The organism is Candidatus Nitrospira neomarina, from assembly GCF_032051675.1.
GTDB lineage: Bacteria > Nitrospirota > Nitrospiria > Nitrospirales > UBA8639 > Nitrospira_E > Nitrospira_E neomarina.
The window spans coordinates 2,885,523-2,908,824 of the sequence record NZ_CP116968.1; the positions used below are offsets into that span (position 1 = coordinate 2,885,523).

Genomic DNA, 23,302 nt, shown 5'->3' on the forward strand with positions numbered 1-23,302 from the left:
CGTCCTTGATGGTTTGGGAAGGAAATGGATAGATAATCTTACGATTTAATAGAGTTTTTATTCTAGATGAGGTCACGCGACCAGTCAATTTCAGAGTGTGGGAATTTTCAGTCAAATTTTCACGATTCACTCCCCTGAACTGAAAATCTCTTTATTGCAGGAAGATTTTGCCTTTTGCCATAATGAGATCTCGTTAATTCATCACTCGCCCTGACTTTAAAGGACTTCCATGGCACGACTCGGCGTGAATATCGACCATGTGGCAACTCTTCGCCAAGCTCGTGGAGGTCATGAACCAGACCCTATTGTTGCGGCTTCGTTGGCTCATCTTGCCGGCGCCGATGGCATTGTGGTGCACCTCCGGGAGGACCGGCGGCATATTCAGGATCGGGATCTGACCATTTTGCGTGAAACCGTGCAGACGCATCTCAACTTAGAAATGGCCGCTGACGATGCGGTGGCCAAAATTGCCTTAAACATAAAGCCCGATCTGGTGACCCTGGTGCCCGAACGCCGCCAGGAACTCACCACAGAAGGAGGGTTGGACGTGATCGAACATCGGGAGCGTATTCAGACCATGGTGCAATTACTCCATGAAGGCGGCATTCCCGTCAGTCTGTTCATTGATCCTGATGTCAATCAACTTCGCGCCGCCCACAAGGTCCAAGCAGACTGCATAGAAATCCATACCGGTCGGTACGCCAATACCCGCCGTCAGCAGGAAGAAGATGTTGAGCTTGACGCGTTGGTTCAAACGGCCAAACTTGCGTCGAAATTAGGATTGCGTGTGAGTGCGGGGCATGGTCTGAATTATCGGAATATCAGGCGGCTGACCGGCATCTCAGAAATTGAAGAATTCAACATCGGTCATAGCATTATTGCTCATGCCATGTTTGTCGGACTTGAACGAGCGGTCCGTGACATGAAACATCTCCTGGGATAAGGTCTCCGAGAAGAAACAGGATTTCCTCAGTGTGAACGGTGAATGCTCCGAAGACACCCACGAGTCAATGCAAAAACTATATAAAGCTCGAATGTCGTCCTAACTCGTCTACGCATGACTTGCTGTTGCTCATGCTTTAACCAACCATTTCTCCTTGTCCCTAAAGTTTGCTTATGTGGGTCGTGACCGCTGAACAGATGCAAACACTTGATCGGCGTACGATTCAAGAAACAAAGGTTCCCGGTATCACCTTAATGGAGCGGGCGGGAACCGGTGCGATGAGCCACCTTATCCAAGCCCATGGTTCCCCTAAAGGCAAAAAGGTCGTCATTCTTTGCGGCAAGGGCAATAATGGTGGAGATGGTTTGGTTGTTGCCAGGCTCATGGCAAAAAATGGTGCAAAGCTGAAGGTAGTCTTGATGGCTCCACTCAAGGCACTCAGTCCCGATGCAAAGATTATGTATCGACGACTTAGCAAAATCATCAAACCATCTCTGGTAACCGTCAATCCCTCGGAAGAATCCCTGCATTCCCTCACCCAAGACGCCGATATTCTTGTCGATGCGCTCCTTGGTACGGGCCTCTCTTCTGCAGTTCGACCACCCTACTCCTCCGCCATCGAAACCATGAATGCCTCGCAGGCCTTTACCGTAGCCATAGATATTCCGTCCGGCTTGGATAGCAACACCGGAGCCATACTGGGAGCCGCTGTTCAGGCCGATCTGACCGTGACGTTCGGATTCCCGAAACTCGGCCTATATCTTGGTTCAGCCATAGACAAAGTTGGAGTCATCCAAGTCGTCGATATTGGGATTCCCCAGGAATTTGTGGTGGATCTGAACCCCCAGGTTCATCTTCTGTCACAAAAGATGGTTCGCTCCCTTATTCCTCTTCGCCCCCTGTCGTCACATAAGGGGACCTTTGGACATGCAGGAATTGTTGGTGGTTCACAGGGGAAAACAGGGGCCCCGGCTATGGCTGGACTCGGGGCACTTCGTGTTGGAGCCGGCCTGGCAACCGTGGCTACTCCTCAAAGCATTTCCCCCATTTTGGAATCAAAACTCCTGGAGGTGATGACTGAGCCCATGCCGGAATCGTCCCAACATCTCCTGGGAATGGAAGCCTATCCAGGCCTTCTTGATTTCGCCGCTAAAAAATCGGCTCTGGCTTTCGGACCCGGTCTGGGGACCTCTCCTGACACAACCGAGGTCTTGCGTCATCTCCTTCCTCAACTGGAGGCACCCTGCGTTCTCGACGCCGATGCCCTCAACGGATTAGCTCAACATCACCAAATATTTTCAGCATTCAAGCGGCCGCCAATCCTGACCCCACATCCTGGAGAGATGGCCAGGCTTCTGGGAGTCTCCTCCAAACAAGTCAATGAGGATCGCATCGGCGTCAGCAGACGGTTTGCCATGCAACATCAGGTGGTCCTGGTACTGAAAGGTGCCCGAACCATCATCGCCGAACCCAAGGGGCAAGTGGCCATTTGTCCGACAGGGAATCCTGGAATGGCTTCCGCCGGAATGGGAGATGTTCTAACCGGAATCATTACCGGTTTATTAGCTCAGGGCTTGAGCGGTTGGGATGCGGCCCGGGCCGGCGTCTATCTGCATGGATTGGCAGGCGATCTGGCTGCCGCCACCATCGGTGAACCAGGTCTGATCGCGGGGGATGTGTTAACCACTATTCCTCATGCATTGACCCATACCCTCTCTCATGCGTAGAAGCTCATGAATCAGGATCCCTCTCACGCCACACCTCATCTGACCTCAAACGGGAATGTTCTTCAACTACGGATGGCATCTGTCCAGGAAACCATCCGATTCGGTGAACGGTTAGGGCAACAGTTAACAGGTGGAGACGTGCTGGCTCTTACGGGTGACTTAGGAGCAGGAAAAACCGTTCTTACCTGTGGCATCGCCTGTGGGCTAGGCATTCCCATGGATCACGTCAGCAGTCCCACGTTTACCCTGATTCAGGAATATCCAGGGACTATTCCGCTTATTCATGTGGATTTATATCGGCTTGAGGGGCCATCCGATATATCCACATTAGGATTAGAGGAATATTTCACTCCAAACACCATTGTCCTCATTGAATGGGCGGAGCGGTTCCCTCAGATATTACCCTCCGACCACCTGGCCATTTGCTTGGAATACGGAGAGGAAGAAAACATCCGCCTCATCACCCTGTCTGGAACCGGACCCAAAACTATCCGCCAAATGGCCAACATACAAGGAAATTTGTCAAAACCACATTGACTCAAATTATCGATTCCGCATACAACTGAACCGACGTATTCGCGCGACCATCCCATCCAATATTCAAGAAAAAAGGAGCGGCATGGATCCACAAATGACATAACCTGCACACTCATTTCAGACGATTCTTACCACATCCAACAAATATAAAAACGAAACAGCTCACCTGATGAAAGACCAAGAACTCTCCCCGCTCATGCGCCAATTTCAGGATGTAAAGGCTCAACATCCTGATGCCATTGTATTTTTTCGTGTTGGGGATTTTTATGAAATGTTTTTTGAGGACGCCGAAGAAGCCTCAAAACTCCTTGGCATCGTCTTAACAGCACGAGGCAAGGCCAAAGGGGAGGCCATCCCTCTTTGCGGAGTCCCCTATCACACCTCAACCGGGTATATCGCAAAGCTCTTAAAGGCTGGGAAAATAGTGGCCTTATGCGAACAAGTCGAAGACCCTAAGCTTGCCAAAGGTCTCGTCCGTCGTGAAGTCGTGCGAGTCTATACCCCTGGCACCTTATACGATCATGAGTTGCTTCCCGCAGGAGAGGCCAATTTCCTGTCAGCGCTGTGTTACACCCCGTTATCCTCATCGGAGAATACCACTCTAGCCAATCGCTTCGGACTGGCCTCCTTAGACCTTTCAACCGGGGAATTTTGGATATCGGAGTCCTGGATGAAGCATTCGCTACAAAGTGTCGTCGATGAACTGGTCCGCCTTGAGCCCAAAGAAGTCATCTTTCCTGCTGGAATACAGGAAGCAATGACTTCCGCATTCCAATCCTTGCCTATCGCCCGTATCGTGCCTCGTGACGCCACGACCTTTGGGCTTGAGGAAAGCCAGGCCATCCTCACAAGAATTTTCCAAGTCAATCATATCGAAGACCTCCAGCTCCATGGCCTTCATTCCGGACTTCAGGCTGCGGGCGGCCTTTTACACTACCTGGCTGACACTCAGCCCACACTCGTGCACGCCCATATACGGCGACCATGGATTCGACTCCTCGAACATGAAATGCAATTGGATCAGACCACCCTGCGAAATTTAGAAGTGCTCAAGCCCGTATCCGAACTACGACAAAGCCCTACCCTACTCACGACATTGGACAAGACCAAAACTCCCATGGGCACAAGACTCTTGCGGGAGTGGATCGTCCGTCCCCTGACCCAGGTCACGGCCATACAACTACGCCAGGAAGCCGTGAAAGAATTGACCCTTCATCTTGGGATTCGCATGACGATTCGTGAGCATCTGAAAACGGTACAAGACCTTGAACGACTGAATAGTCGAATTGTTTTGGAAGTGGCCAACCCACGCGACCTCATGAATCTACATCGCTCCCTTGAAAATTTGCTGGTACTTCAACAACTTTTATCGTCTCTTACGTCTCCCATGCTACAAACCATCCATGAGACGTGGGATCCCCTCCTGGATGTCTCATCCTGGATTGGCGACGCCATTATTCCCAATCCACCCCTTTCGGCCAAGGAAGGAGGCATCATTCAAGCAGGGGTGAATGCAGAACTCGATGAGTTGCGAATTCTGGCAAAAGAAGGCACCAGGGTACTGGCCGAAATGGAAACTCGTGAACGCAACCGGACCGGCATCGACTCTCTCAAGGTAAAATTCAATCAGGTCTTTGGCTATTACATTGAAGTAACGAAAGCGAATTTATCGCGAGTCCCTTCCGATTACCACCGGAAACAAACCCTGGTCAATGCCGAACGGTTTACTACCGGTGAGCTGCAAGACCTCGAAGGTCGGCTCTCGAGCGCCGACCAAAAGATGAAAAATTTAGAAGGGCAGTTATTTGGTGAAATCCGTCTCCGTGTCGCATCTGCTACCATCAGAATCCAGGGAATGGCGCAGCAACTGGCCAGGTTGGACGTCCTGACAGGTTTGGCGGAGGCAGCTTCCGTCAACCGGTATCATCAGCCGACGGTCCATGAAGGCGGAACAATCCAGATCACGGAAGGTCGACATCCGGTTATTGAGCACCTCCAACAGACTGAAGGATTTATTCCCAACGATACAATACTAGACCTGGACACCAACAGACTTTTATTAATAACCGGTCCCAATATGGCAGGAAAAAGCACCTATTTGCGGCAGGTTGCCCTTATTGTACTGATGGCTCAAATGGGAAGCTTTGTGCCGGCTGAATCCGCCAGAATAGGAATCGTGGACCGGATTTTTACCAGAGTGGGTGCAGCAGATGACCTCAGCGCCGGCCAAAGCACATTCATGGTGGAAATGAGTGAAACAGCAAGAATTTTGGACACCGCGACTTCGCGAAGCTTATTGCTGCTGGATGAAGTGGGCAGAGGAACCAGCACCTATGACGGACTGAGTATTGCATGGGCATTGGCCGAATATATCTTAGATCGCGGACATCTGGGAGCACGAACCCTTTTTGCCACCCACTACCATGAAATGACTCAATTAGAGGCCCTCCGGGAAGGAATCAAGAACTATACAGTCCTCGTCCAGGAGAAAGGGCAGGATGTTCTGTTCTTGAGAAAGATCGTCCAGGGAAAGGCCGATCGAAGCTACGGAATTCAAGTCGCCAAACTGGCAGGGATACCAAAACCGGTACTGGATCGTGCCAAAAATATTCTGTCTCAGCTTGAACAGGATACCTCGTCTGCAAATGTGTCAATCGGTGAGGATTCCTTAGATTCCACTCATCTCGAACACCTCTCACCAAAACCTCATGTTATATTGGATGAAGTTAAACAAATGGATCTTTTTTCTATGACTCCTCTTGAAGCTCTCAATAGGCTTGCTGACTTTAAAGCCAGATTGAATGCGGACAATATATAAAAAAAGGGCCTGCGGACATCCGCAGGCCCTTTTCACAAAACCCTTTTAGTAAAGAGTTTCTTGTTACTTAATGTTTATCACCACCAGATGCCGGAACCTTGTATGGTTCTACTTTTTCAAACTTCCCTTGTGCAGGATCGTATATTTGGCCAGTCCCTTGATCAGAGTAGGGAATGATACCAACAATGGCCTGCCCGTCTGGGATCAATACATCATAGAGCATTTTACGGTTATTTGGCCAACTATCAGCCCGTATTGCCTCTAATACAGGCAATGCCCGGAGGCTATGAATACTTCGTGGTTTGTCAGGAGTTCCTGCTACCTCTGGAACTGCCTTGGCTGATGAAACCACCCGATGGTTTTGCTCGGTCTCTTGAACAACAATCTCCACCAACCCATAATTTGATGGCTTTGTGTCTGTCATCACGGCTTGGCTGGATGAATCCTTTCCTGCCTGGACAAGTGTTTTCCACACTTCTTCGTTGGCTGGGTAGACCTTGAGGTTCTTTCCTGGGAAATACTTCTGCCAGTAATACCCACTCTCCGCATTCCCACCAAATACGGCAACATTAACCCACACGGCCTTATCGTAAGGATCTACCACAGCCACCCGCCCCTGAAGGGTCGTTGGCTTGCTTAAATCACCCCACTCAAACCGCTCCTGGAAAGCTTCGATTGCCATTGCACTTGAGGCCATAGCCCCAACTAGCGCCACGGCTCCAACAAGGGCCAACCCTTTCTTCTTAGCACTTTTCATAATGGCTTCCCTCCTCGACTAAAATTTTAATTCTAATCATGAATTATCAGACAATTTCTTATTCTGGCTGTAACAGTTTAAATCCCGTGACCGTACGACCATCTACTTGCACTTCCATGGCCACGAAATCTTGGGCCGCTTTCGTGATTTGGTCCATTAACGCTTTATCCTTGACTGCTAAACGGACTGTCGTTTGAGGGGTATACCATCCTGAATATGGGTTGTTCTTTTCGTTCCCACCCTGATAACCCCAGGCACAACAGGAATACAATGAGTCAGGAAGCGTTTGAATTCGATCGTCGGAAGCTCTGCCTGGAGGATTGCCTGTTTCTGCCGGTGCAGAGGTGTTCCAATACTGAATTCCGAATAAAATTTCTCCCTCAGGGTTGTCCGCCCAATGGCCAAAAACCCGCCCCTTTAAACTGGTAGCTGGTACACCTTTGAAAGAAATATCACCCTGGTGAGTGATATCATTTGGGTCACCCTTTGACTTGTCAGGACCAGGACCAGCTGCATACCCAACGCTCACTAATCCAAGACTCAACAGGCCAAAGGCACAGAGAGCTACCAATTCCTGACGTAGAGATGACTTCTTCATCTGCTCCCTCCTTACAGTGTTAGAATGACAGAAAATTAAAAACGACTTACCCTTTGTTTATCTTCTAAAACCACTTTTCCTCAGTGCTTTATACCCCTAATCCAAAAAGGAAAACAAGGTATTCGAGAGGGTCCAATGCTACTCATCCAGGGCATGGTTGTCAAGCGAAAAAATAAGCGGTTTTGATGATCATCCCCACCTCGGAATTCCCCTTTTTGGGATGGGTCCCAATGCCGTGACCACAAACTGCTGTAGATCAAATAATTTCTGGCTTAAATGACGAATTTGTTCAGGGGAAATCCGATCAATCGCCTTCACCATCTCCTGGAGGGTGACATGACGCCCTTGGTACATTTCGTCTTTTGCCAATTTATTCATCCGCCCATATGTTCCTTCCAAGCCCAACATCAAACTTCCTTTTAATTGAGTTTTGGTTCGCTCTAACTCATTGCTCGCCACTTCCCGACGACATAATTTCCTGGTTTCTTGACAAATTCGGTCAATGACGGCTGCCATTTCATTCGGGCGAGTGGCGGCATAAACGGTAAGCGTCCCGCCATCAAAAAAACCAGAAAGATGCGAATAAATGGTATAGGCCAATCCGCGTTTTTCGCGGATTTCCTGAAATAATCGCGAACTGACTCCGCCTCCAAGAATGGTGCTTAAGACATGCGCCGCATACCGATCAGGATGCCCCACAGGCAATCCCTTAAATCCAACACACACATGAACCTGCTCCAAAGGCTTAACGTGAAGACTTTGGCGTTCCTGCGGCTGATCGGGCCATGGTGTTTTCTGGACGGATGAGGAAAGCTTGCCGTATCCACCATGGTTCCACTTGCCAAAATACGTGTTGACGGTATCAATGATTTCTGGAAAGGAAAAGTTGCCGGCCACTGTAACAATCGTGTGTTCAGGGAGATAATGCTGTTGCCTATACTGCATCAGCGCTTGACGGCTGAGTCTTTTCATCACCCCAGGCTCTCCCAGGATCGGACGCCCCAACGGGTGGGAGCCGAAGATATCCTTGGCATGCAATTCATGAATATAGTCCTCTGGGTCGTCCTGGGCCGTACGGATCTCCTCAAGGACGATTTGTTTTTCCTTAGCAATATCTTTGGCCGAAAACCTTGAATGGTGAAAAAGATCGGCAATGAGATCAAAAGCCAGCCTCATCTGCTGATCCAGAACCTTGACATAAAAAGCCGTGGCCTCATGAGTGGTAAAGGCATTCATTTCACCACCCAAGGCATCGATCTCATTGGAAATTTGAGACGCAGTCCGCTTTGGCGTGCCCTTGAACATCATATGTTCAATGAAATGAGAGAGACCACCCTCACCCTTTCCTTCGTCACGACTTCCGACCGTGGCCCATACCCCTAAGGCCACGGACTTCAAAGATGACATCCGCTCCAGGACAACCCGGACTCCATTATCCAATATGACTTTTTTATACACGCGTTGCGACTCAGGCAGGCTTAAGAGGTGAGCTGATCCTTATCCGTCTGTTCAGCCATGGCGTCTTTTCGGCTAAGACGGATTTTCCCTTGTCGATCAATTTCCAGAACTTTCACCAGAATCTGTTCCCCTTCGGAAATTTCGTCCGTAACCGATGCCACACGGTGCGGGGCCAATTGCGAAATGTGCACAAGCCCATCCATACCGGGAAGAATCTCCACAAAGGCGCCAAAATCTACAATCTTTCGCACCGTTCCGAGATAGATTTTCCCAACCTCCGCTTCTTCAACGATCCGCTGAACCATATCCATTGCCTTTTGGGCCGACTCCCCGTCTACGGCTGCAATCGTCACCACTCCTGAGTCATCGACATTCACTTTCACTCCACAATCGGCAATGATGCTACGAATCATTTTGCCCCCAGGCCCAATGAGGTCCCGGATTTTATCTTGTTTGATCTGGATGGTGGTGATACGTGGCGCATAGGCTGCCAGCCCGGTACGAGGAACAGCCAAGCATTCATCCATTTTCCCAAGGATGTGCAATCGTCCCTCACGGGCCTGCGCCAACGCCTGCCGCATCAGGTCGGGGGTTATTCCGGCAATCTTAATATCCATCTGAAGGGCTGTGACTCCATCTCGCGTTCCGGCAACTTTGAAATCCATATCGCCCAGATGATCTTCCATTCCTAAAATATCTGAAAGAATTGCGACGCCACCCTGTTCTAAAATTAACCCCATCGCGATTCCAGCCACCGGCGTTTTAATGGGTACTCCCGCATCCATCATGGCCAATGCCCCACCACAAATCGTGGCCATTGAAGAGGACCCGTTTGATTCCAAAATATCCGAGACAAGTCGAATGGTATAGGGGAACTCTTCCTTGGTGGGAAGCACTGCGGCCAACGCACGTTCGGCTAATTTGCCATGGCCGACTTCCCGCCGACCCGGACCTCGAAGCATTTTCGCCTCACCCACACTAAAAGGCGGGAAATTGTAATGCAACATAAATGACCGGAAATACTCCCCTTCCAACGCATCAATCCGTTGCTCATCATCTGAAGTGCCCAGGGTCACGACAGCCAATGCCTGGGTTTCCCCCCTGGTAAATAACGCCGAACCATGAGTCCGGGGAAGAATCCCTGCCTCAGAAGATATGGGACGAATGTCGGATAGACCCCGTCCATCGGCTCTCTTCTTCTTTTCCAGGATCATTCTCCGGACCTCGGAATATTCCAAATCGGCAAACACTTTTTTAACCTTCGCTTTTCGATCGGCATCGTCTCCGGCCACGGTCTCAATCGCTTCTTGGAGAATTTGGGCAAACCGATCCTGGCGTTCGGCTTTGGCTGCAATATACATGGCCTCACAAATGGGAGCGGCCGCGACTTGGCGTACGGCTTGCTCAATTTCCGCGTCGATGGCTTCCACCTGCAATACCCGCTTGGCTTTGCCAGCCTTCGCTTGTAATTCTTCAATTTTGGCAACAATATTCTTGATTTCACGATGAGCCAATTCGATCGCATCAATCATCGTGTCTTCCGAAAGCCCATCCGCACCAGCCTCGACCATCATCACAGCGTCCTTCGTTCCGGCCACCACGAGATTTAACTCGCTTTCCTCCTGTGCCTTCTTATCGGGATTGACCACAAATTGGCCGTTCACTCTTCCAATTCGTACCCCTGCTAATAACCCGGACCCGGGAATATCGGATACGGCGAGTGCTGCTGACGCGGCCACAATGCCGATGACGTCCGAGGACATGGTCTGATCAATAGAAAGCACTGATACAATGATCTGGGTTTCATAAAAGTAACCGTCCGGCATTAAAGGCCGAATCGGACGGTCAATGAGTCGGCTGGTTAACACCTCTTTTTCGCTGGGCGCCCCTTCCCGCTTGAAAAATCCACCAGGTATTTTCCCAGCTGAGTAGGCTTTTTCTTGATAGTTGACGGTCAGAGGCAGGAAATCGGCGTCAGCCTTCAAAGTCTTTGAGGCTACCGCCGTGGCGAGCACCACGGTATCGGCATAGGTGGCCAACACGGCACCATCCGCCTGCTTTGCCAGGCGACCAGTTTCCAAACGAAGCGGGCGACCACCAACTTCCATTTCAACGAAATGAATCATGTTTCAACCTTTCTGATCCTTGAGTGGATATATTGATATGGAGTGTGAGGCTTCGCGTCGCATTGAGAACCGGGCATCTGTCTCCCATCTCATTGATTCTGCTCACCCTAAAACCTGTAATCTGTCTTATTTTCGTATGCCCAGTGCAGCAATCACCGCTTGGTATTTTCCCTCATCCCGACGCCGCAAATAATCTAATAATTTTCTTCGCTTGCTCACCATTCGCAAAAGGCCCCGTCGGGAATGATGGTCTTTTTTGTGTGTCTTGAAATGTTCGGTCAACCCGGTAATTCTATTTGTCAACAAGGAAATCTGCACTTCAGACGAACCCGTATCCTTGTCGTGGATCCGATGCGATTCTATTGCCGCGGTTTTTGCTTCTTTCGTTAAACCCATAACTTCTCCTCCAGTTCCTCAAGGTTACATGAATTCAGTAAAAAATTTCATCTACGAATATTGTCTTATCCTCACTAAACAAACCCGATTTTTTTTGACTAGGCAAACACCGTTTCAATCGCCAATACGGGACCTCCCTTGGCTGACTGAAACACCGGGCCTCTCCCCAAAGCGAGCAATTGCCCATCTTTCTGTTTCACTCTCACCATTTTGTCCCCCATGAGCGAAACTTTTTGTTCCAAATACGAGTTGACCACACGATCCCAGGAGATCGCATTTCCATGGAGCACCTTTCGAGCGTCATCTCCATCGACCTCCACTGCGGGAAACCCTTCTAAAGCCTGGTCTAACCCCAAAAATGCACCATCCAGACGTGTGAATTCAAGCCCCCCAAGCAGGGATTCTATCCCAACTGCCTGATCAACATGAATAGGCCCGACCCGTCTTCGTTGGAGCCATTTCAAATGTCCACCCACCTGCAATATGTTTCCAATATCCTCGCAGAGCGTTCGAACATAGGTGCCCTTAGAACAGACAACCCGAAATGCCACCTCAGGGACATTCAGACTTTGGATTTCTAAATCATGGATCACCACCGTTTTTGCCGGTCGGTCAACCGTTTCCCCTCTTCTGGCTTTTTTATACAGGGGCTGCCCCCCGATTTTCACCGCCGAATACATGGGTGGCACTTGCTGGATAGACCCTTGAAAGGTCGAAAAGACGGAACGAATACGGTCCTCCGTCAGAGATTCCAGCGGGGATTCTTCCAATACCGTGCCCCAGGCATCCTGCGTATCAGTCCGTTGGCCCAATTGAAGCACAGCGCCATATTCTTTATCCCATCCCAACAGATACTGGGCAATTTTGGTTCCTTTTCCAATTAAAATCGGCAATACACCTGTCGCATGGGGATCCAAAGTACCAGCGTGTCCGACTTTCTGAATACCCAAACCCGACCTGAGGCGTTGCACCACATCATGTGACGTCCATCCATCAGGCTTATTTACATTCAAAACTCCATGTAAGGCCATCCCCTTCGCTGCCTTCCCTGAATTAGAATGGTCGATGCAAGACCCCACTGGTGCCATTACCCCTCTATACTCTTTCTCTTATTGGGGAGAGAGGAGGATGCCTCAGTCTCCCCAGAATCCCCGGATTCCTGGTGAAGGGAATCCAATAACTGTTCAATTCGATTCCCATACTCTGCACTCGTATCACGATAGAAGACTAATTCCGGCGTATAGCGCAGATTCAATCGTCGTCCCAATTCGGTCCGAACAAACCCCACTGCGCTTTTTAGACCGGGACCCGTCACCTGATCAAAATGGGCTTGATCCAAAGTGGTCACATATATCCGAGCAATTTTGAGATCAGCCGTCATCTTCACACCTGTCACGGTCACGAACTGGATACGTGGATCTTTCGTTTTTCTGGAAAGAATCTCTGCCACTTCCATCCGGATCTGATCGGCAACCCGCGTTGCCCGGCTACTATTAATTTTTGCCATGACGTGAAAAAATAATGGGAGCTTACAAGACTTCAATCTGGGATCGTAAAATCTCGAGGGAGGGATTTGATCGTATAAAGTTGAGGACTTGGTCTAAAACTTGATTGACCCTTCCCGTGTCATTCGCCACACACACCACCCCCAAAATGGCTTTCTGCCAAAGGTCTTGTTCATCAATTTCAGCAACGGAAACATTAAACCGATTTCGCAATCGGGTAATTAAGCTTGAGAGGACCTGACGCTTTCCTTTCAACGATTGGACATCAGGGATATGGAGTTCGAGCGTGCACAACCCCACGATCATCCCCATTCAGCATCCCCTTATCCATACAGCATTATAATTTTGTGGCCTCCTCTTCCAAAACGTAGGCCTCTAACACATCACCAATTTTTAAATCATTAAAATTCTCAACTCCAATTCCGCATTCATAGCCCTGCTGAACTTCCCGTGCATCATCTTTAAACCGCCTTAATGATCCAATTTTTCCTTCATAGACCATCACCTGATCACGTACAACTCTCACTTTGGTATTCGAACGGGATATCAACCCATCATTCACATAACAGCCGGCAATGGTGCCCATTTTCGGAACGGTGAATAGTTGCCGAACCTCCGCATGCCCCATCACTCGCTCCTTGATTGTTGGAGCCAGAAGCCCCTCTGCAGCCGAACGAATATCATCAAGTATATTATAAATGATGGTGTACAACCGAATTTCCACACCCTCACGTTCCGCAATAGCAGCCGCCTTCGAATCCGGACGAACATGAAATCCAATAATAATCGCTTTTGACGCAGCCGCTAATAACACATCGGTTTCGTTGATACCACCTACTCCACTATGAATGATCTTAAGCTTTACCGCGTCGGTAGATATCTTCAGAAGGGCATCGCCTAACGCCCCCACCGATCCTTGCACATCGGCTTTGATCAGTAGTGGCAATTCCTTAATTTCCCCATCTTTAGATTCTGCATAAAGCTCCTCTAGGGTTCTTCTGGACGTGGATGCGAGCCCTACATCTTTTTGCTTTTGCTGCCTGGCCTGGGCAATTTCTCTCGCAGCCCGCTCATCCTTCACCACGACCAGCTGATCCCCGGCTTCAGGAACTCCCAATAAGCCAATGACCTCAAGCGGTATCGATGGTCCAGCTTCCTTCAAGCGTTCACCTTTGTCCGATGTTAATCCTCGCACCCGGCCGCTCACTGACCCCACGACAAACGAATCCCCGATTCGTAGGGTTCCGGCTTGAATTAACACCGTGGCAACAGGCCCACGCCCCTTATCCAATTTCGCCTCCAAGACAATCCCTCGAGCGGAACAGGTAGAATCGCCTTTCAATTCCATAATTTCTGCTTGAAGTAACAACATGTCAAGCAATTGGTCTAACCCCTTGTTTTGCTTTGCCGATACTTCAACAAAAATGGTTTGGCCTCCCCATGCTTCAGGTTGCAAGCCATGCTCGGCTAAACTTTGCTTAACCCGATCAGGATTAGCCCCCGGTTTGTCCATTTTATTCACGGCAACAATAATCGGCACATTAGCCGCTTGCGCATGATTAATAGCTTCAATGGTCTGAGGCATCGGCCCATCGTCTGCAGCCACAACCAAGACGACAATATCAGTAACCTGAGCCCCACGTGCCCGCATGGCCGTAAAGGCTTCATGGCCCGGGGTATCCAAGAACGTCACGCCACGTTCACCAGCCTTCACAAATGACGCCCCGATGTGCTGAGTAATCCCTCCCGCCTCTTGATCGGTCACCTGGGTCTGCCGAATGGCATCCAACAATGAAGTTTTTCCATGATCGACATGTCCCATAACCGTCACCACAGGCGCGCGAGGCTCTAACTTTCCTTGCTCTCCTCCCTCAAGCACCTCATCCAAGAGGGCTTCCCCTCCCTTTGCAGCCACTGCTTCAACGACGAGGCCATAGCCCTCCGCAATAAGCACTCCAGCTTCCAAATCCATGGGTTGATTGAGAGTTTTTGCAATATTTAAATCCATTAATTTCCGAATAATTTCCGTGGGTTTTTGGCCGATCACTTCGGCAAAATCTTTCACGGATATCCCAGCAGTGACCTTCATAACTTTTTTCCGGGGTTTGGTGACTTCACCCACCGAAGGCTGTTGAACCTGACGGGTACGTTCCTCACGTCGCAACGTTGGTAATGGTCGAAGATCTTGCCAGACCGCAGCATCCTCAAAACGTGCGGCGAAGAGATCTTCGTCTTTGACACGCGCAACTTTTTTAATTTTCTTGCCTTTTTCCTCTATTGGAACCTCTCGCGAAATAACCGCAGCCTTCTTGTCGGGCTTTCCTTCGCCTTTCCTCTCTTTTTCAGGAGATTTACTAGAGGGAGGGGTTGCGACACTTTTCTCCTCAAGAACAGTTGGTGGGGCCACATCACCCTGAAGCCCTCCCGAGTCAGTGGGCGATAAGGCGGGAACCTCTTGATGAGATTCCACGGCCGGTATGCCAGGACTCTGGGTCAGAACGGAAGCCGTCTCCAATGGAGCCTCTGATTCCTCCTGGATGACCGATGCCTCCTCTCCCTCACTTTCCCCGACTGGAGACAATTCCGCCATCTCTTCCAGGATTTCTTCTTCTGTTTTTTTCTTCTTAATCAGTATGTGCTTTTTTTCGGCTTTTTTAGGTTCTTCGGCCATTGCCTCAGACCTATGTCTTCCGGAAGTCGATTCTTTTTTCAGTAGGCGCCCCCCCTCAGAGCTTTTTACACCCACAGGCCCTGAAACGGATGATTCCCCAGGTTTGGGAGTTGTTTCAGGAATTTTACCAAGAATAATATTCATCGCCCATTTGGCCATATTGTCTTCCACGGTATTACTATGGGAACTAACCTGAATGCCAAGTCGCACCAATTCAGGAATAAGCAAACGGCTCTCCATCCCAATTTTTTTGGCTATCTCATGAACTCTCATGCACGTCCTTTACTGTGAAGCCGTATCCTTACGATCCCGAGCTCTGCCCTGATTCTGTTGGTGCCACCGCTGGATTCTCCACGCTTTCCTCTTGTGAGGATCTTTCAATTTCCTTGGCGTTGTCCGCCGCCGGCTCTTCCGTAATTTGAGCTGCCTCTTCAGCCAAAGCTGCTTTAATTTCCTGGTCTCGTTCTAGCTTTTGCTTTTCGTATTCTGAGGAGCTAATGATATCAATTTTCCAACCTGTCAATTTTGCTGCCAATCGTACGTTTTGCCCATTTTTCCCAATGGCCAAAGAGAGCTGAGAATCGGCCACCACCACCAAGGCTGATTTTTTTTGTTCATCAATCCCTACTTTTTCAATGGAGGCAGGGTTCAGGGCTTCCCCGATAAAAACCCGAGGATCATTTGTCCATGGAATGATATCTATTTTCTCGCCATGCAGTTCACGAACAATAGCCTGAACCCGTGAACCTTTGACGCCAACGCATGCGCCAACCGGATCAACCGCCTTATCCCGCGAAGCGACTGAAATCTTCGTCCGGTCACCCGGCTCACGTACCACCCCTTTAATTTCAACAATTTTCTCTGTAATTTCAGGCACTTCCAGACCAAATAATTTCACCACGAATTGAGGATGCGCTCGGGAAAGGATCACTTGCACGTCCTTTGGAGTTCGTCGAACTTCTAGCAGCAAAGCTCGCACTCGATCGCCCCGTCTATGAGCTTCCCGTGGGATTTGCTCCTGAATGGGGAGAAGGGCCTCTGTTTTTCCAATGTCGACCAGGTAATTTCGACGCTCCTGGCCCAAAATTACCCCATGAACGAGCTCCCCTTCTTTTTTGGAATATTCCCGTTCAATCGATTCCCATTCAGCCTCTCGAACTTTTTGACAAATGACCTGCTTCGCGGCCTGTGCAGCTATTCGCCCAAATTCTTCCAAATCAATGAGTGAGCCAATTTCGTCTCCCATCTCAGCTTCATCATCAATTTTTCTGGCATCTTCCAATGAAATCTCTGTTTTAGAATCCAGCACGTTCTCGGCAATCGTCTTTTTCTTCACGATAGAAATTTCGCCGGTTTCCATATCAATGTCGACTTGAATATTTTCACCATGCCCAAATCGTTTCTTCGCAGCCGTGAGAAGCGCTGACTCCAAGGCCAAAATGACTTTGGCCTTATCAATTCCTTTCTCCCGACCGATTTGATCTATGACCAACATGAGTTCACTTTTCATATGTATCCCTCGCAAGGCACGATGAGCGGTTCAAACGGACATGGGCGATTGGTGCGCATTTCCAGTAAAACATTAGAACGAGACCTCTAATCTCGCTTTGGCAATATCTTCCCAGGGCACAACGACTTCCTGAGGATTCTTGGTTTTGTCATCCATCAAATGAATTCCCATGTCTGTGACAGTAATCAATTGCCCCAAGACAACTGATTTCTTGTTGATCGAGGTTTTCAGAGTGACTCGAAGTCGTTCGCCCACCACTCGTTCATAATCTTTTAGATCTCGGAGCGGTCGATCTAGACCAGGCGAAGAAACTTCAAACCGATACGCGGCTTGCTCTGGATGAAGAACCTCCCAGGTTCGACGCAGGGATTGATGGAATTGTTCACAATCTTCAATTCCAACTCCCCCCTTTTTATCAAGAGTCAATCGAACCAAAAGGTTGGCGGGTCTCCCGGTGCACTGAACCTCGAAGATATCCACTCCTAAGGCTCGAGCAATAGGCTCGCCCACTTGGCGAATCACTTGCTCAAGATTTTCAGCCGAAAAGGCCACCACAATTCCTCACTACGAGCGGCCACAAACCTAGACCAAAAAAAAGTGGGCTCACGCCCACTCTACTCGAAAATAACCTAGCACTTTCCATTTTTAAAGGCAAGAGCTTACACGATTCACCATCATCTCCCTAGCTAAGATACATCCATCCCTTAACACTCCCATCACCCGTGGAGTCGCGGTCCATGGGCATAAGACAGACTCTATGATAGGCTATTTCTGAGTAGGGTTGTACTCACTTGCAGGTGAAATCAATGAGAGAGGATTAAAAATCGATGCCTTGTATAATTTCAGTGGCCTCCGGTAAGGGCGGAGTTGGGAAAAGCATGGTCGTCAGCAATCTTGGACTCCTTCTCGCCAAAAAGGGACTTCGCGTTACGTTGGTCGACATGGACATTGGGGGAGCTAATCTCCACATCTTGTTCGGGATGTTCCATCCCCCATCCACTCTCACGGATTTTTTGACAAACACTCTCACTAATTTAAATGAGATCGCCCACCCTATTCCCAGCCTCTCTTCCCTGAAGCTCATTTCTGGTACCGGGGAAACCCTGATTACCGCAAACGTGCAACATGCCAAAAAAAAACGCCTTATCCGGCACTTACAGAAGCTGGATGCAGATATCATTCTGGTTGACGTCGGCGCGGGCACCAGTTATCACGCACTGGACTTTTTTCTCCTCGCGGACTATTACCTGGCTGTGGCCACTCCTGACCCGACTTCGGTCTTAGATCTGTATCGATTCATTAAACTTGCCGCCATTCGAAAGGTCCTTACAGCTTTTTTAGCCCGCGACCCAGTGGCGGACGCCCTTATGGACAAAGACTTCCATAGTGTCACAGCAGTCCTGGAAGCCGTTGGAAGGACGAACACATCAGGTGTGGGAATTGCTCAAGAAGCCCTAAAAAGGTTTCAACCGGCCCTCATCGTAAATCGCATGACTCCCAAATCCCGGGTCAATACTCTGCACTTACAACACCTTCTTAAACAATATGTTGGAACCGACCTCTCTATTTTAGGAAATATCCCGGAAGACATGCACGTGCAACAATCCATTTTAAAATATCTTCCAGTGGTAGAACTGGCCCCCACATCCCCAGCGACCATCGCGCTGAACCAAATTGCCGACAATGTACTTGAGATGGTGGAGCGAACAGCTGGATCACTTGGCCGGATGGAAGAGCCTAGAAAGATCCGAGCATAAATAAATGATTGACTACCGTCCTGGACTTGGACTTGTTTTTTGGAAAAATCCGTCGGCTCGCTTTCCATTATGAAAGGGTCGAAAGACTGCCCACAAGTTGGCTAATCTTCGCCTAGACTTTAAAGTCACATTTCCCACGAGACCTGCCGCAAATCGCCCGAGCTAGTTTGATGTCTTTGAAAGTTCTGCCAATGAATCTTGCAATTGTTTGACCTTTTTCTCTAACACCCTGCAATTCTTTTGAGCCGCCTCAGCTTCCTCCTTTAAAACATGCAATTTCTTCGTGAGTGTATCAACCATATCTTCGGCTGCTTGCAGGCTCCTCAAGGCATCAAGTCGATCTTCCTCTCCTTCCAGACATTGTGAATTGAGATGTTCAACTACACCTACCCATTCTCGAGCAACACCCCCAAGGGAACCAGGAACTGGAGGCAGGGTGGCCTCCTTACCTAACAGTCCAACGGCTTTCTGTACCCAATCGATAAACAGGATGGCTTCCCAAAAATTCAGATCACCCGCACCCCCGGATTCCTCCGCACGGGGTGCTTCGGCCCGTCCCCGCAGATCGGAAGGAGGAGCCGGCTCCTTATGATTTTCCTTGGCACCCGACTTGAGTGAGGAACCGTTATGGAATTGATGCAGTAACACCGCCACACAATGGCGACAAAAAGGTTGCTCAGTCGATGGACAGGAACACTTGGTCGACAAGGTCCCCGCTCGCAACTTAATAGTTTGCGTATACACGCCATAGACGCCATGGACCTCGGCCGTGATTTGGGTCTGGTCCGCATCAAGGATCTTGACTCGTTGGGTGGAAAAATATTGATGGCCTTCTTCGAAGACCGTTCCCCCAACCACGGATTGAATCATGTCAGCATCTAATTGGCTCAGCTCCTGAGCCGAGCAGGAAATTCTATTTCTCATACAGGTAACACCCAATCAAAATAATGAGTCCCACCTCCACCTCAAAGGGAAAGCACGGTTTAATGTTTCGGAAAATATTACCGAGAATTAATCTGAGAGCCAATTACCTCATTCCATTGCCATGATCTAGAACTACCACGTCATTGCATCACCGCCTGGCACTCTACCCTGCCGGACGTGCCATCATGAAATCCGCCATTTCCACAAGCCACACGTCCCCTGCTTCCTTTCTGGAAAGTCTGCTCGCCCAAGCCCCGGAAACATTGCCTATCCTCAGGCAAAGTTGCATCCAAGTTCTAAATCTTACTCAGGATAAACGCTCAAATGCCAGCGATATTGGAGAAATCATCATGCGTGATCAAGCCATGATGGCCAATGTCATTAAAATTGCGAATAGCCCTGCCTATCATACCCGCACACCAGTCAAAACCCCAACCTCTGCGGTGGCCCTTATCGGTTTTGACGTCATTCGGGCCATGGTGGTCTCTGCCCAATTAATTGAACAGGCCGATACCTTTGGGGCCGATACCACCAATCTGAAACACCTACTGGCTCGCGCTCTGGTCGCGGGGACCCAGGCACAGGAACTGGGAAAAGCCATCAATTACAGGGAGACGGGATCGTTATTTACCAATGCCATGCTCTACTCTCTCGGAGACCTCATCCTCGCCCTCTGTCGCCCCGACGTCGCCGAACAACTAGAAGTCCTACGCCGCGAGGATCCAGCCAGGATACCAAAAGCCGAACTCACTCTCTTGGGAAGACCGCTGCATGTCATCGCTGCCGCCATGGCCAAGCATTGGAATCTGCCGGACACCCTGGTTCAGCTATTGGAGAAAAAGCCCGCCTGGCCTAAATCCCATCCAGAAGCAGATCAACAGATCATGGAAGGTATTGTTCGAGCCGCTAATGAATTAAGTTATTGCCTCCTGAACCCATTAATTATCGGACAGGGAGAGGTCCTTCAAGGCCTGATCGAACAATTTCTTCCCCCTTTCGGCCTCTCCATGATCCAATTGGAACACACTGTCTCCAAAGCCTTTAGCCAGGCCTCAGAAATCGCCTCGGCCATCAATATTGACCGACAGCACTTTCTTCCCGCATCTGAGGCCGATGGGCAATTTCTTCACAATCAACACCTACATCGGCTCACTCAAACGATCCATCAGGCTCTAGACCCCGAAGGGATTCTTTCCAAAGAATCAGCAACATTGGCCCAACAAGCATCCTCTTCTCTCCAGTCCTCTCCGGCTTCCGATAAGCCATTACTGGATTTCACCATTCAGTCCATGAAAATTTCCGAACCCTCCTCGCTGCTTACATTTGTCACCCGAACGCTCCATGCTTCCTATGGATTTGAACGGGTCTGGCTCGCATTGGTCATACCAGGAAAAGATATGCTCCAGGCCAAAATCGGTTATGGTCCGCATGTGGAAACCATCCAATCAGCGTTTCATTGCCCTCTTTCCCATGGAAACTTCTGGGATCGACTGCTCCACAGGTTTCACCCTATTCAATATTCTTCCTTGGTCAAAGAAGGAGAATCCGGAGGGATGCCAACCGCCTTTTTAAAATGCTGGGGCGACCAACCCGGGTTTGCCGGAACCTTATATGCGCCCAACAGGCCTATCGGGGTCATCCTGGTGGATAGGTGTTCTACAGGGCATCCATTGACCGACACGGATTTTGCCGCCTTTGCCTTAGTGTTGTCCCAAACCAACGCTAACCTGGCTCGATTAACTCAACGCCACTAAGTACTAGACGTCACAATCTGAAGTTCTGCGGCACAAAAGCTCCCCAGCGTCGTTCTTGGGTCTGTTGAAAAAAGCCGCCAGCGGCGTTCTCGCCATTTTCCCGTGCTCACGTACTACGCGTACGCTCCGCGCGTAAAAACGGCTGCGGCCTTGCTGGACGGACTTTTTTGAACCGACCCGGAGCCTTTGATGAGTAATCTAATCCTGGGCAATTTTGCTCTTGAATCCTTATTATTCAACACTTCGTTCTTGCATAGCGCGCAATGAAAAACCACAAGAATTGTACCTTCACATTCCACCCTGAACTGATGACAGCCAGAAAGCTGTTCATGCCGGGAGGATCATGACCAAAGGATATGGTCTAATGACTCACAATGGAGAACGAATCTGTTTAAGATGGGGCAGACGGTAGAGGGCATACAGAAGCATGGCGATGGCAATCAACATTTCTTTGTGTTCATTCAGACCCCACAAAAATTCTTCATAAAAACGATCTCGGTAGCCCAATGGCGTTAGCCAAAAATAAATACCCTTGAGTTCACGATAGAGGGTGGCAAACGCAATGGTGAAAATGACCGGCCCTTCCGGGATAGCCGGTTTTAAATTTTTCGGCAACCGAAGAGGTCGTTGAAACTTCCAGACAAGGGGTAACAGAAAAAATATCATGAACAGAAATATCGCTGCCAATGTGCGAACAGGAAACCGGCTGCTATGGAGGTCGGTTGATCCACCAAAATTCGTACTCCACCAGATGGGAGTTTCCCACCCAAAATGGATCTGCCCCCAACCAATCTCTTCTCCGGCAAAAAGAAGCGTAGCGCCGGAAACCGCTCCGATCACACCAGCCGCAGGCCAATTTCCGCATTTCCAAAATTTCCAGCTTGACGTTAACAACATGCCTCCGCCTATGAGTGCGGACCAGAATGTCACAATCTCCACTGCGCCTTGTTCCCGGTGAACCTCTTCCAGGATGTGTGCCAAATAGAATTCTGGTGCCATTACGTAGATCAGTAAGAGCCCGAGAACAATGACAATTGGCGTGGCATACCCAATGCTATCTAAAACCTTTGTCATAGTAGTATTCATACCCTAAAGCCTGGCACACAAAACTGAACATGCGGAGGAAGCGACCACACACGAATAGGTAACCAGCAGGAAACCTTGGAAATGATCATGTCCTCACCACATTCTCCAAGTCCTAGAAAGTTAAGAATATTACGTCTTATACCTTCAATTGCACTTGTGTAAAATAAAAAGGGACCCTAGATACACCAAATGAAAGGCCGTGCCTTCCCCTTCGAGAAATTTCCCATTTTTCTTTTCCCCAAATCGAGCCCAAAGTGAAACTCCCCCACCAAGCTGGGGGCATCGTTTAAATATGTTGTCTAATGACATTTGCGTACCCTCCCCTCAAGAAACTGATGGGTAACTGCGCTGTTTTTATGAAATTCGTCACACAATGAAAGAGGGAAGATACTCAGGGAGTGGACTTATTTTTCTTAGAACTTTATTCAAGTCCAGCAGGGCAGAAAAGCTAATCTAAAGAGGAGAAAAGGAAAAATTTTTTCAGATGAGTCTTACAGCACGTTACACGAACACAACCTCGTGTAGGATAACTTGGTAAATCTAAGATTTTCTGGGGAAAATTTTTGAATTAACGTGACAACGAACCCTGTCACTCTCATAGAAAGAGATTGAGATGGAATGGCAATCTCTTGATACTTATGGTGAGCCGCGTGCGGCTCGAACGCACGACCCTCGCCTTAAAAGGGCGATGCTCTACCAACTGAGCTAGCGGCTCACCGGGTCGCGATGCTAACA

The 23,302-nt window shown here is 49.3% G+C and carries 19 protein-coding genes and 1 tRNA gene; 6 read left to right on the forward strand and 14 right to left on the reverse strand.

The window, feature by feature from the left end:
- The first annotated feature begins 229 nt into the window (after positions 1-229).
- The 4 genes from PQG83_RS12395 (at position 230) to mutS (ending at position 6,025) form a co-directional block, all read left to right on the forward strand.
- On the forward strand, positions 230-943 hold the full coding sequence (locus PQG83_RS12395) for a pyridoxine 5'-phosphate synthase (RefSeq protein WP_312741485.1): 714 nt from the start codon (positions 230-232) through the stop codon (positions 941-943).
- Positions 944-1,116: 173 nt separating this feature from the next.
- Positions 1,117-2,670 carry an NAD(P)H-hydrate dehydratase gene (locus PQG83_RS12400; RefSeq protein ID WP_312741488.1) on the forward strand — a complete coding sequence of 518 codons (1,554 nt, stop codon included), beginning with the start codon at positions 1,117-1,119 and terminating at the stop codon, positions 2,668-2,670.
- Between the two features lie 6 nt (positions 2,671-2,676).
- A complete protein-coding gene (gene tsaE / locus PQG83_RS12405; RefSeq protein WP_312741491.1) occupies positions 2,677-3,207 on the forward strand; it encodes a tRNA (adenosine(37)-N6)-threonylcarbamoyltransferase complex ATPase subunit type 1 TsaE in 531 nt (176 codons plus the stop codon).
- Positions 3,208-3,376: 169 nt separating this feature from the next.
- Positions 3,377-6,025 carry a DNA mismatch repair protein MutS gene (gene mutS / locus PQG83_RS12410; protein ID WP_312741494.1) on the forward strand — a complete coding sequence of 883 codons (2,649 nt, stop codon included), beginning with the start codon at positions 3,377-3,379 and terminating at the stop codon, positions 6,023-6,025.
- Between the two features lie 67 nt (positions 6,026-6,092).
- Here the strand turns inward: mutS and PQG83_RS12415 are convergent, their stop codons facing one another.
- The 11 genes from PQG83_RS12415 to rimP all read right to left on the reverse strand — a co-directional run bounded on the left by PQG83_RS12415 (position 6,093) and on the right by rimP (position 17,598).
- Positions 6,093-6,782: a hypothetical protein gene (locus PQG83_RS12415; protein WP_312741496.1), complete on the reverse strand. Its 690-nt coding sequence runs from the start codon at positions 6,780-6,782 to the stop codon at positions 6,093-6,095.
- Between the two features lie 58 nt (positions 6,783-6,840).
- Positions 6,841-7,380 (reverse strand): hypothetical protein, encoded by a 540-nt coding sequence (locus tag PQG83_RS12420; RefSeq protein ID WP_312741498.1) that lies wholly within the window; start codon positions 7,378-7,380, stop codon positions 6,841-6,843.
- A gap of 189 nt (positions 7,381-7,569) precedes the next feature.
- Positions 7,570-8,838, reverse strand: coding sequence for a M16 family metallopeptidase (locus PQG83_RS12425; RefSeq protein ID WP_312741500.1), 1,269 nt, complete (start codon positions 8,836-8,838; stop codon positions 7,570-7,572).
- A 20-nt stretch (positions 8,839-8,858) separates the two neighbouring features.
- The gene (gene pnp, locus PQG83_RS12430) at positions 8,859-10,964 is read right to left on the reverse strand and encodes a polyribonucleotide nucleotidyltransferase (protein WP_312741503.1); all 2,106 of its coding nucleotides are present in this window, start codon (positions 10,962-10,964) and stop codon (positions 8,859-8,861) included.
- Between the two features lie 126 nt (positions 10,965-11,090).
- Complete coding sequence (gene rpsO, locus PQG83_RS12435; RefSeq protein WP_312741506.1) at positions 11,091-11,360, reverse strand: 30S ribosomal protein S15; 270 nt, start codon at positions 11,358-11,360, stop codon at positions 11,091-11,093.
- A 98-nt stretch (positions 11,361-11,458) separates the two neighbouring features.
- Positions 11,459-12,391 (reverse strand): tRNA pseudouridine(55) synthase TruB, encoded by a 933-nt coding sequence (truB, locus tag PQG83_RS12440; protein ID WP_312741509.1) that lies wholly within the window; start codon positions 12,389-12,391, stop codon positions 11,459-11,461.
- Between the two features lie 56 nt (positions 12,392-12,447).
- Entirely contained in the window at positions 12,448-12,867 is a 420-nt protein-coding gene (gene rbfA, locus PQG83_RS12445; protein ID WP_312741511.1) for a 30S ribosome-binding factor RbfA, read from the reverse strand.
- A 22-nt stretch (positions 12,868-12,889) separates the two neighbouring features.
- Positions 12,890-13,177 carry a DUF503 domain-containing protein gene (locus PQG83_RS12450; RefSeq protein ID WP_312741514.1) on the reverse strand — a complete coding sequence of 96 codons (288 nt, stop codon included), beginning with the start codon at positions 13,175-13,177 and terminating at the stop codon, positions 12,890-12,892.
- A gap of 25 nt (positions 13,178-13,202) precedes the next feature.
- Entirely contained in the window at positions 13,203-15,809 is a 2,607-nt protein-coding gene (gene infB / locus PQG83_RS12455) for a translation initiation factor IF-2 (protein ID WP_312741516.1), read from the reverse strand.
- Between the two features lie 28 nt (positions 15,810-15,837).
- The gene (gene nusA, locus PQG83_RS12460; protein WP_312741518.1) at positions 15,838-17,046 is read right to left on the reverse strand and encodes a transcription termination factor NusA; all 1,209 of its coding nucleotides are present in this window, start codon (positions 17,044-17,046) and stop codon (positions 15,838-15,840) included.
- A 72-nt stretch (positions 17,047-17,118) separates the two neighbouring features.
- Positions 17,119-17,598 carry a ribosome maturation factor RimP gene (rimP, locus tag PQG83_RS12465; RefSeq protein WP_312741520.1) on the reverse strand — a complete coding sequence of 160 codons (480 nt, stop codon included), beginning with the start codon at positions 17,596-17,598 and terminating at the stop codon, positions 17,119-17,121.
- 275 nt (positions 17,599-17,873) lie between these two features.
- Between rimP and PQG83_RS12470 the strand changes: the two genes are divergently transcribed.
- Positions 17,874-18,803: a P-loop NTPase gene (locus tag PQG83_RS12470; protein WP_312741521.1), complete on the forward strand. Its 930-nt coding sequence runs from the start codon at positions 17,874-17,876 to the stop codon at positions 18,801-18,803.
- 162 nt (positions 18,804-18,965) lie between these two features.
- Here the strand turns inward: PQG83_RS12470 and PQG83_RS12475 are convergent, their stop codons facing one another.
- Positions 18,966-19,727, reverse strand: a complete 762-nt coding sequence (locus PQG83_RS12475) for an SWIM zinc finger family protein (protein ID WP_312741524.1) — start codon at positions 19,725-19,727, stop codon at positions 18,966-18,968.
- Between the two features lie 185 nt (positions 19,728-19,912).
- Between PQG83_RS12475 and PQG83_RS12480 the strand changes: the two genes are divergently transcribed.
- Positions 19,913-21,481 (forward strand): HDOD domain-containing protein, encoded by a 1,569-nt coding sequence (locus PQG83_RS12480; protein WP_312741527.1) that lies wholly within the window; start codon positions 19,913-19,915, stop codon positions 21,479-21,481.
- 369 nt (positions 21,482-21,850) lie between these two features.
- Here the strand turns inward: PQG83_RS12480 and PQG83_RS12485 are convergent, their stop codons facing one another.
- Positions 21,851-22,555 carry a hypothetical protein gene (locus tag PQG83_RS12485; RefSeq protein WP_312741529.1) on the reverse strand — a complete coding sequence of 235 codons (705 nt, stop codon included), beginning with the start codon at positions 22,553-22,555 and terminating at the stop codon, positions 21,851-21,853.
- A 651-nt stretch (positions 22,556-23,206) separates the two neighbouring features.
- Positions 23,207-23,282 (reverse strand) — tRNA-Lys (locus tag PQG83_RS12490).
- Positions 23,283-23,302 lie beyond the last annotated feature (20 nt).

Bases quoted from the DNA above. Each gene is read 5' to 3' on its own strand.
- PQG83_RS12395 (WP_312741485.1), top strand. From the start codon at position 230: ATGGCACGACTCGGCGTGAATATCGACCATGTGGCAACTCTTCGCCAA.
- PQG83_RS12400 (WP_312741488.1), top strand. From the start codon at position 1,117: ATGTGGGTCGTGACCGCTGAACAGATGCAAACACTTGATCGGCGTACG.
- tsaE (WP_312741491.1), top strand. From the start codon at position 2,677: ATGAATCAGGATCCCTCTCACGCCACACCTCATCTGACCTCAAACGGG.
- mutS (WP_312741494.1), top strand. From the start codon at position 3,377: ATGAAAGACCAAGAACTCTCCCCGCTCATGCGCCAATTTCAGGATGTA.
- PQG83_RS12415 (WP_312741496.1), bottom strand. From the start codon at position 6,782: ATGAAAAGTGCTAAGAAGAAAGGGTTGGCCCTTGTTGGAGCCGTGGCG.
- PQG83_RS12420 (WP_312741498.1), bottom strand. From the start codon at position 7,380: ATGAAGAAGTCATCTCTACGTCAGGAATTGGTAGCTCTCTGTGCCTTT.
- pnp (WP_312741503.1), bottom strand. From the start codon at position 10,964: ATGATTCATTTCGTTGAAATGGAAGTTGGTGGTCGCCCGCTTCGTTTG.
- rpsO (WP_312741506.1), bottom strand. From the start codon at position 11,360: ATGGGTTTAACGAAAGAAGCAAAAACCGCGGCAATAGAATCGCATCGG.
- truB (WP_312741509.1), bottom strand. From the start codon at position 12,391: ATGGCCTTACATGGAGTTTTGAATGTAAATAAGCCTGATGGATGGACG.
- rbfA (WP_312741511.1), bottom strand. From the start codon at position 12,867: ATGGCAAAAATTAATAGTAGCCGGGCAACGCGGGTTGCCGATCAGATC.
- PQG83_RS12450 (WP_312741514.1), bottom strand. From the start codon at position 13,177: ATGGGGATGATCGTGGGGTTGTGCACGCTCGAACTCCATATCCCTGAT.
- infB (WP_312741516.1), bottom strand. From the start codon at position 15,809: ATGAGAGTTCATGAGATAGCCAAAAAAATTGGGATGGAGAGCCGTTTG.
- nusA (WP_312741518.1), bottom strand. From the start codon at position 17,046: ATGAAAAGTGAACTCATGTTGGTCATAGATCAAATCGGTCGGGAGAAA.
- PQG83_RS12470 (WP_312741521.1), top strand. From the start codon at position 17,874: ATGCCTTGTATAATTTCAGTGGCCTCCGGTAAGGGCGGAGTTGGGAAA.
- PQG83_RS12475 (WP_312741524.1), bottom strand. From the start codon at position 19,727: ATGAGAAATAGAATTTCCTGCTCGGCTCAGGAGCTGAGCCAATTAGAT.
- PQG83_RS12480 (WP_312741527.1), top strand. From the start codon at position 19,913: ATGAAATCCGCCATTTCCACAAGCCACACGTCCCCTGCTTCCTTTCTG.
- PQG83_RS12485 (WP_312741529.1), bottom strand. From the start codon at position 22,555: ATGACAAAGGTTTTAGATAGCATTGGGTATGCCACGCCAATTGTCATT.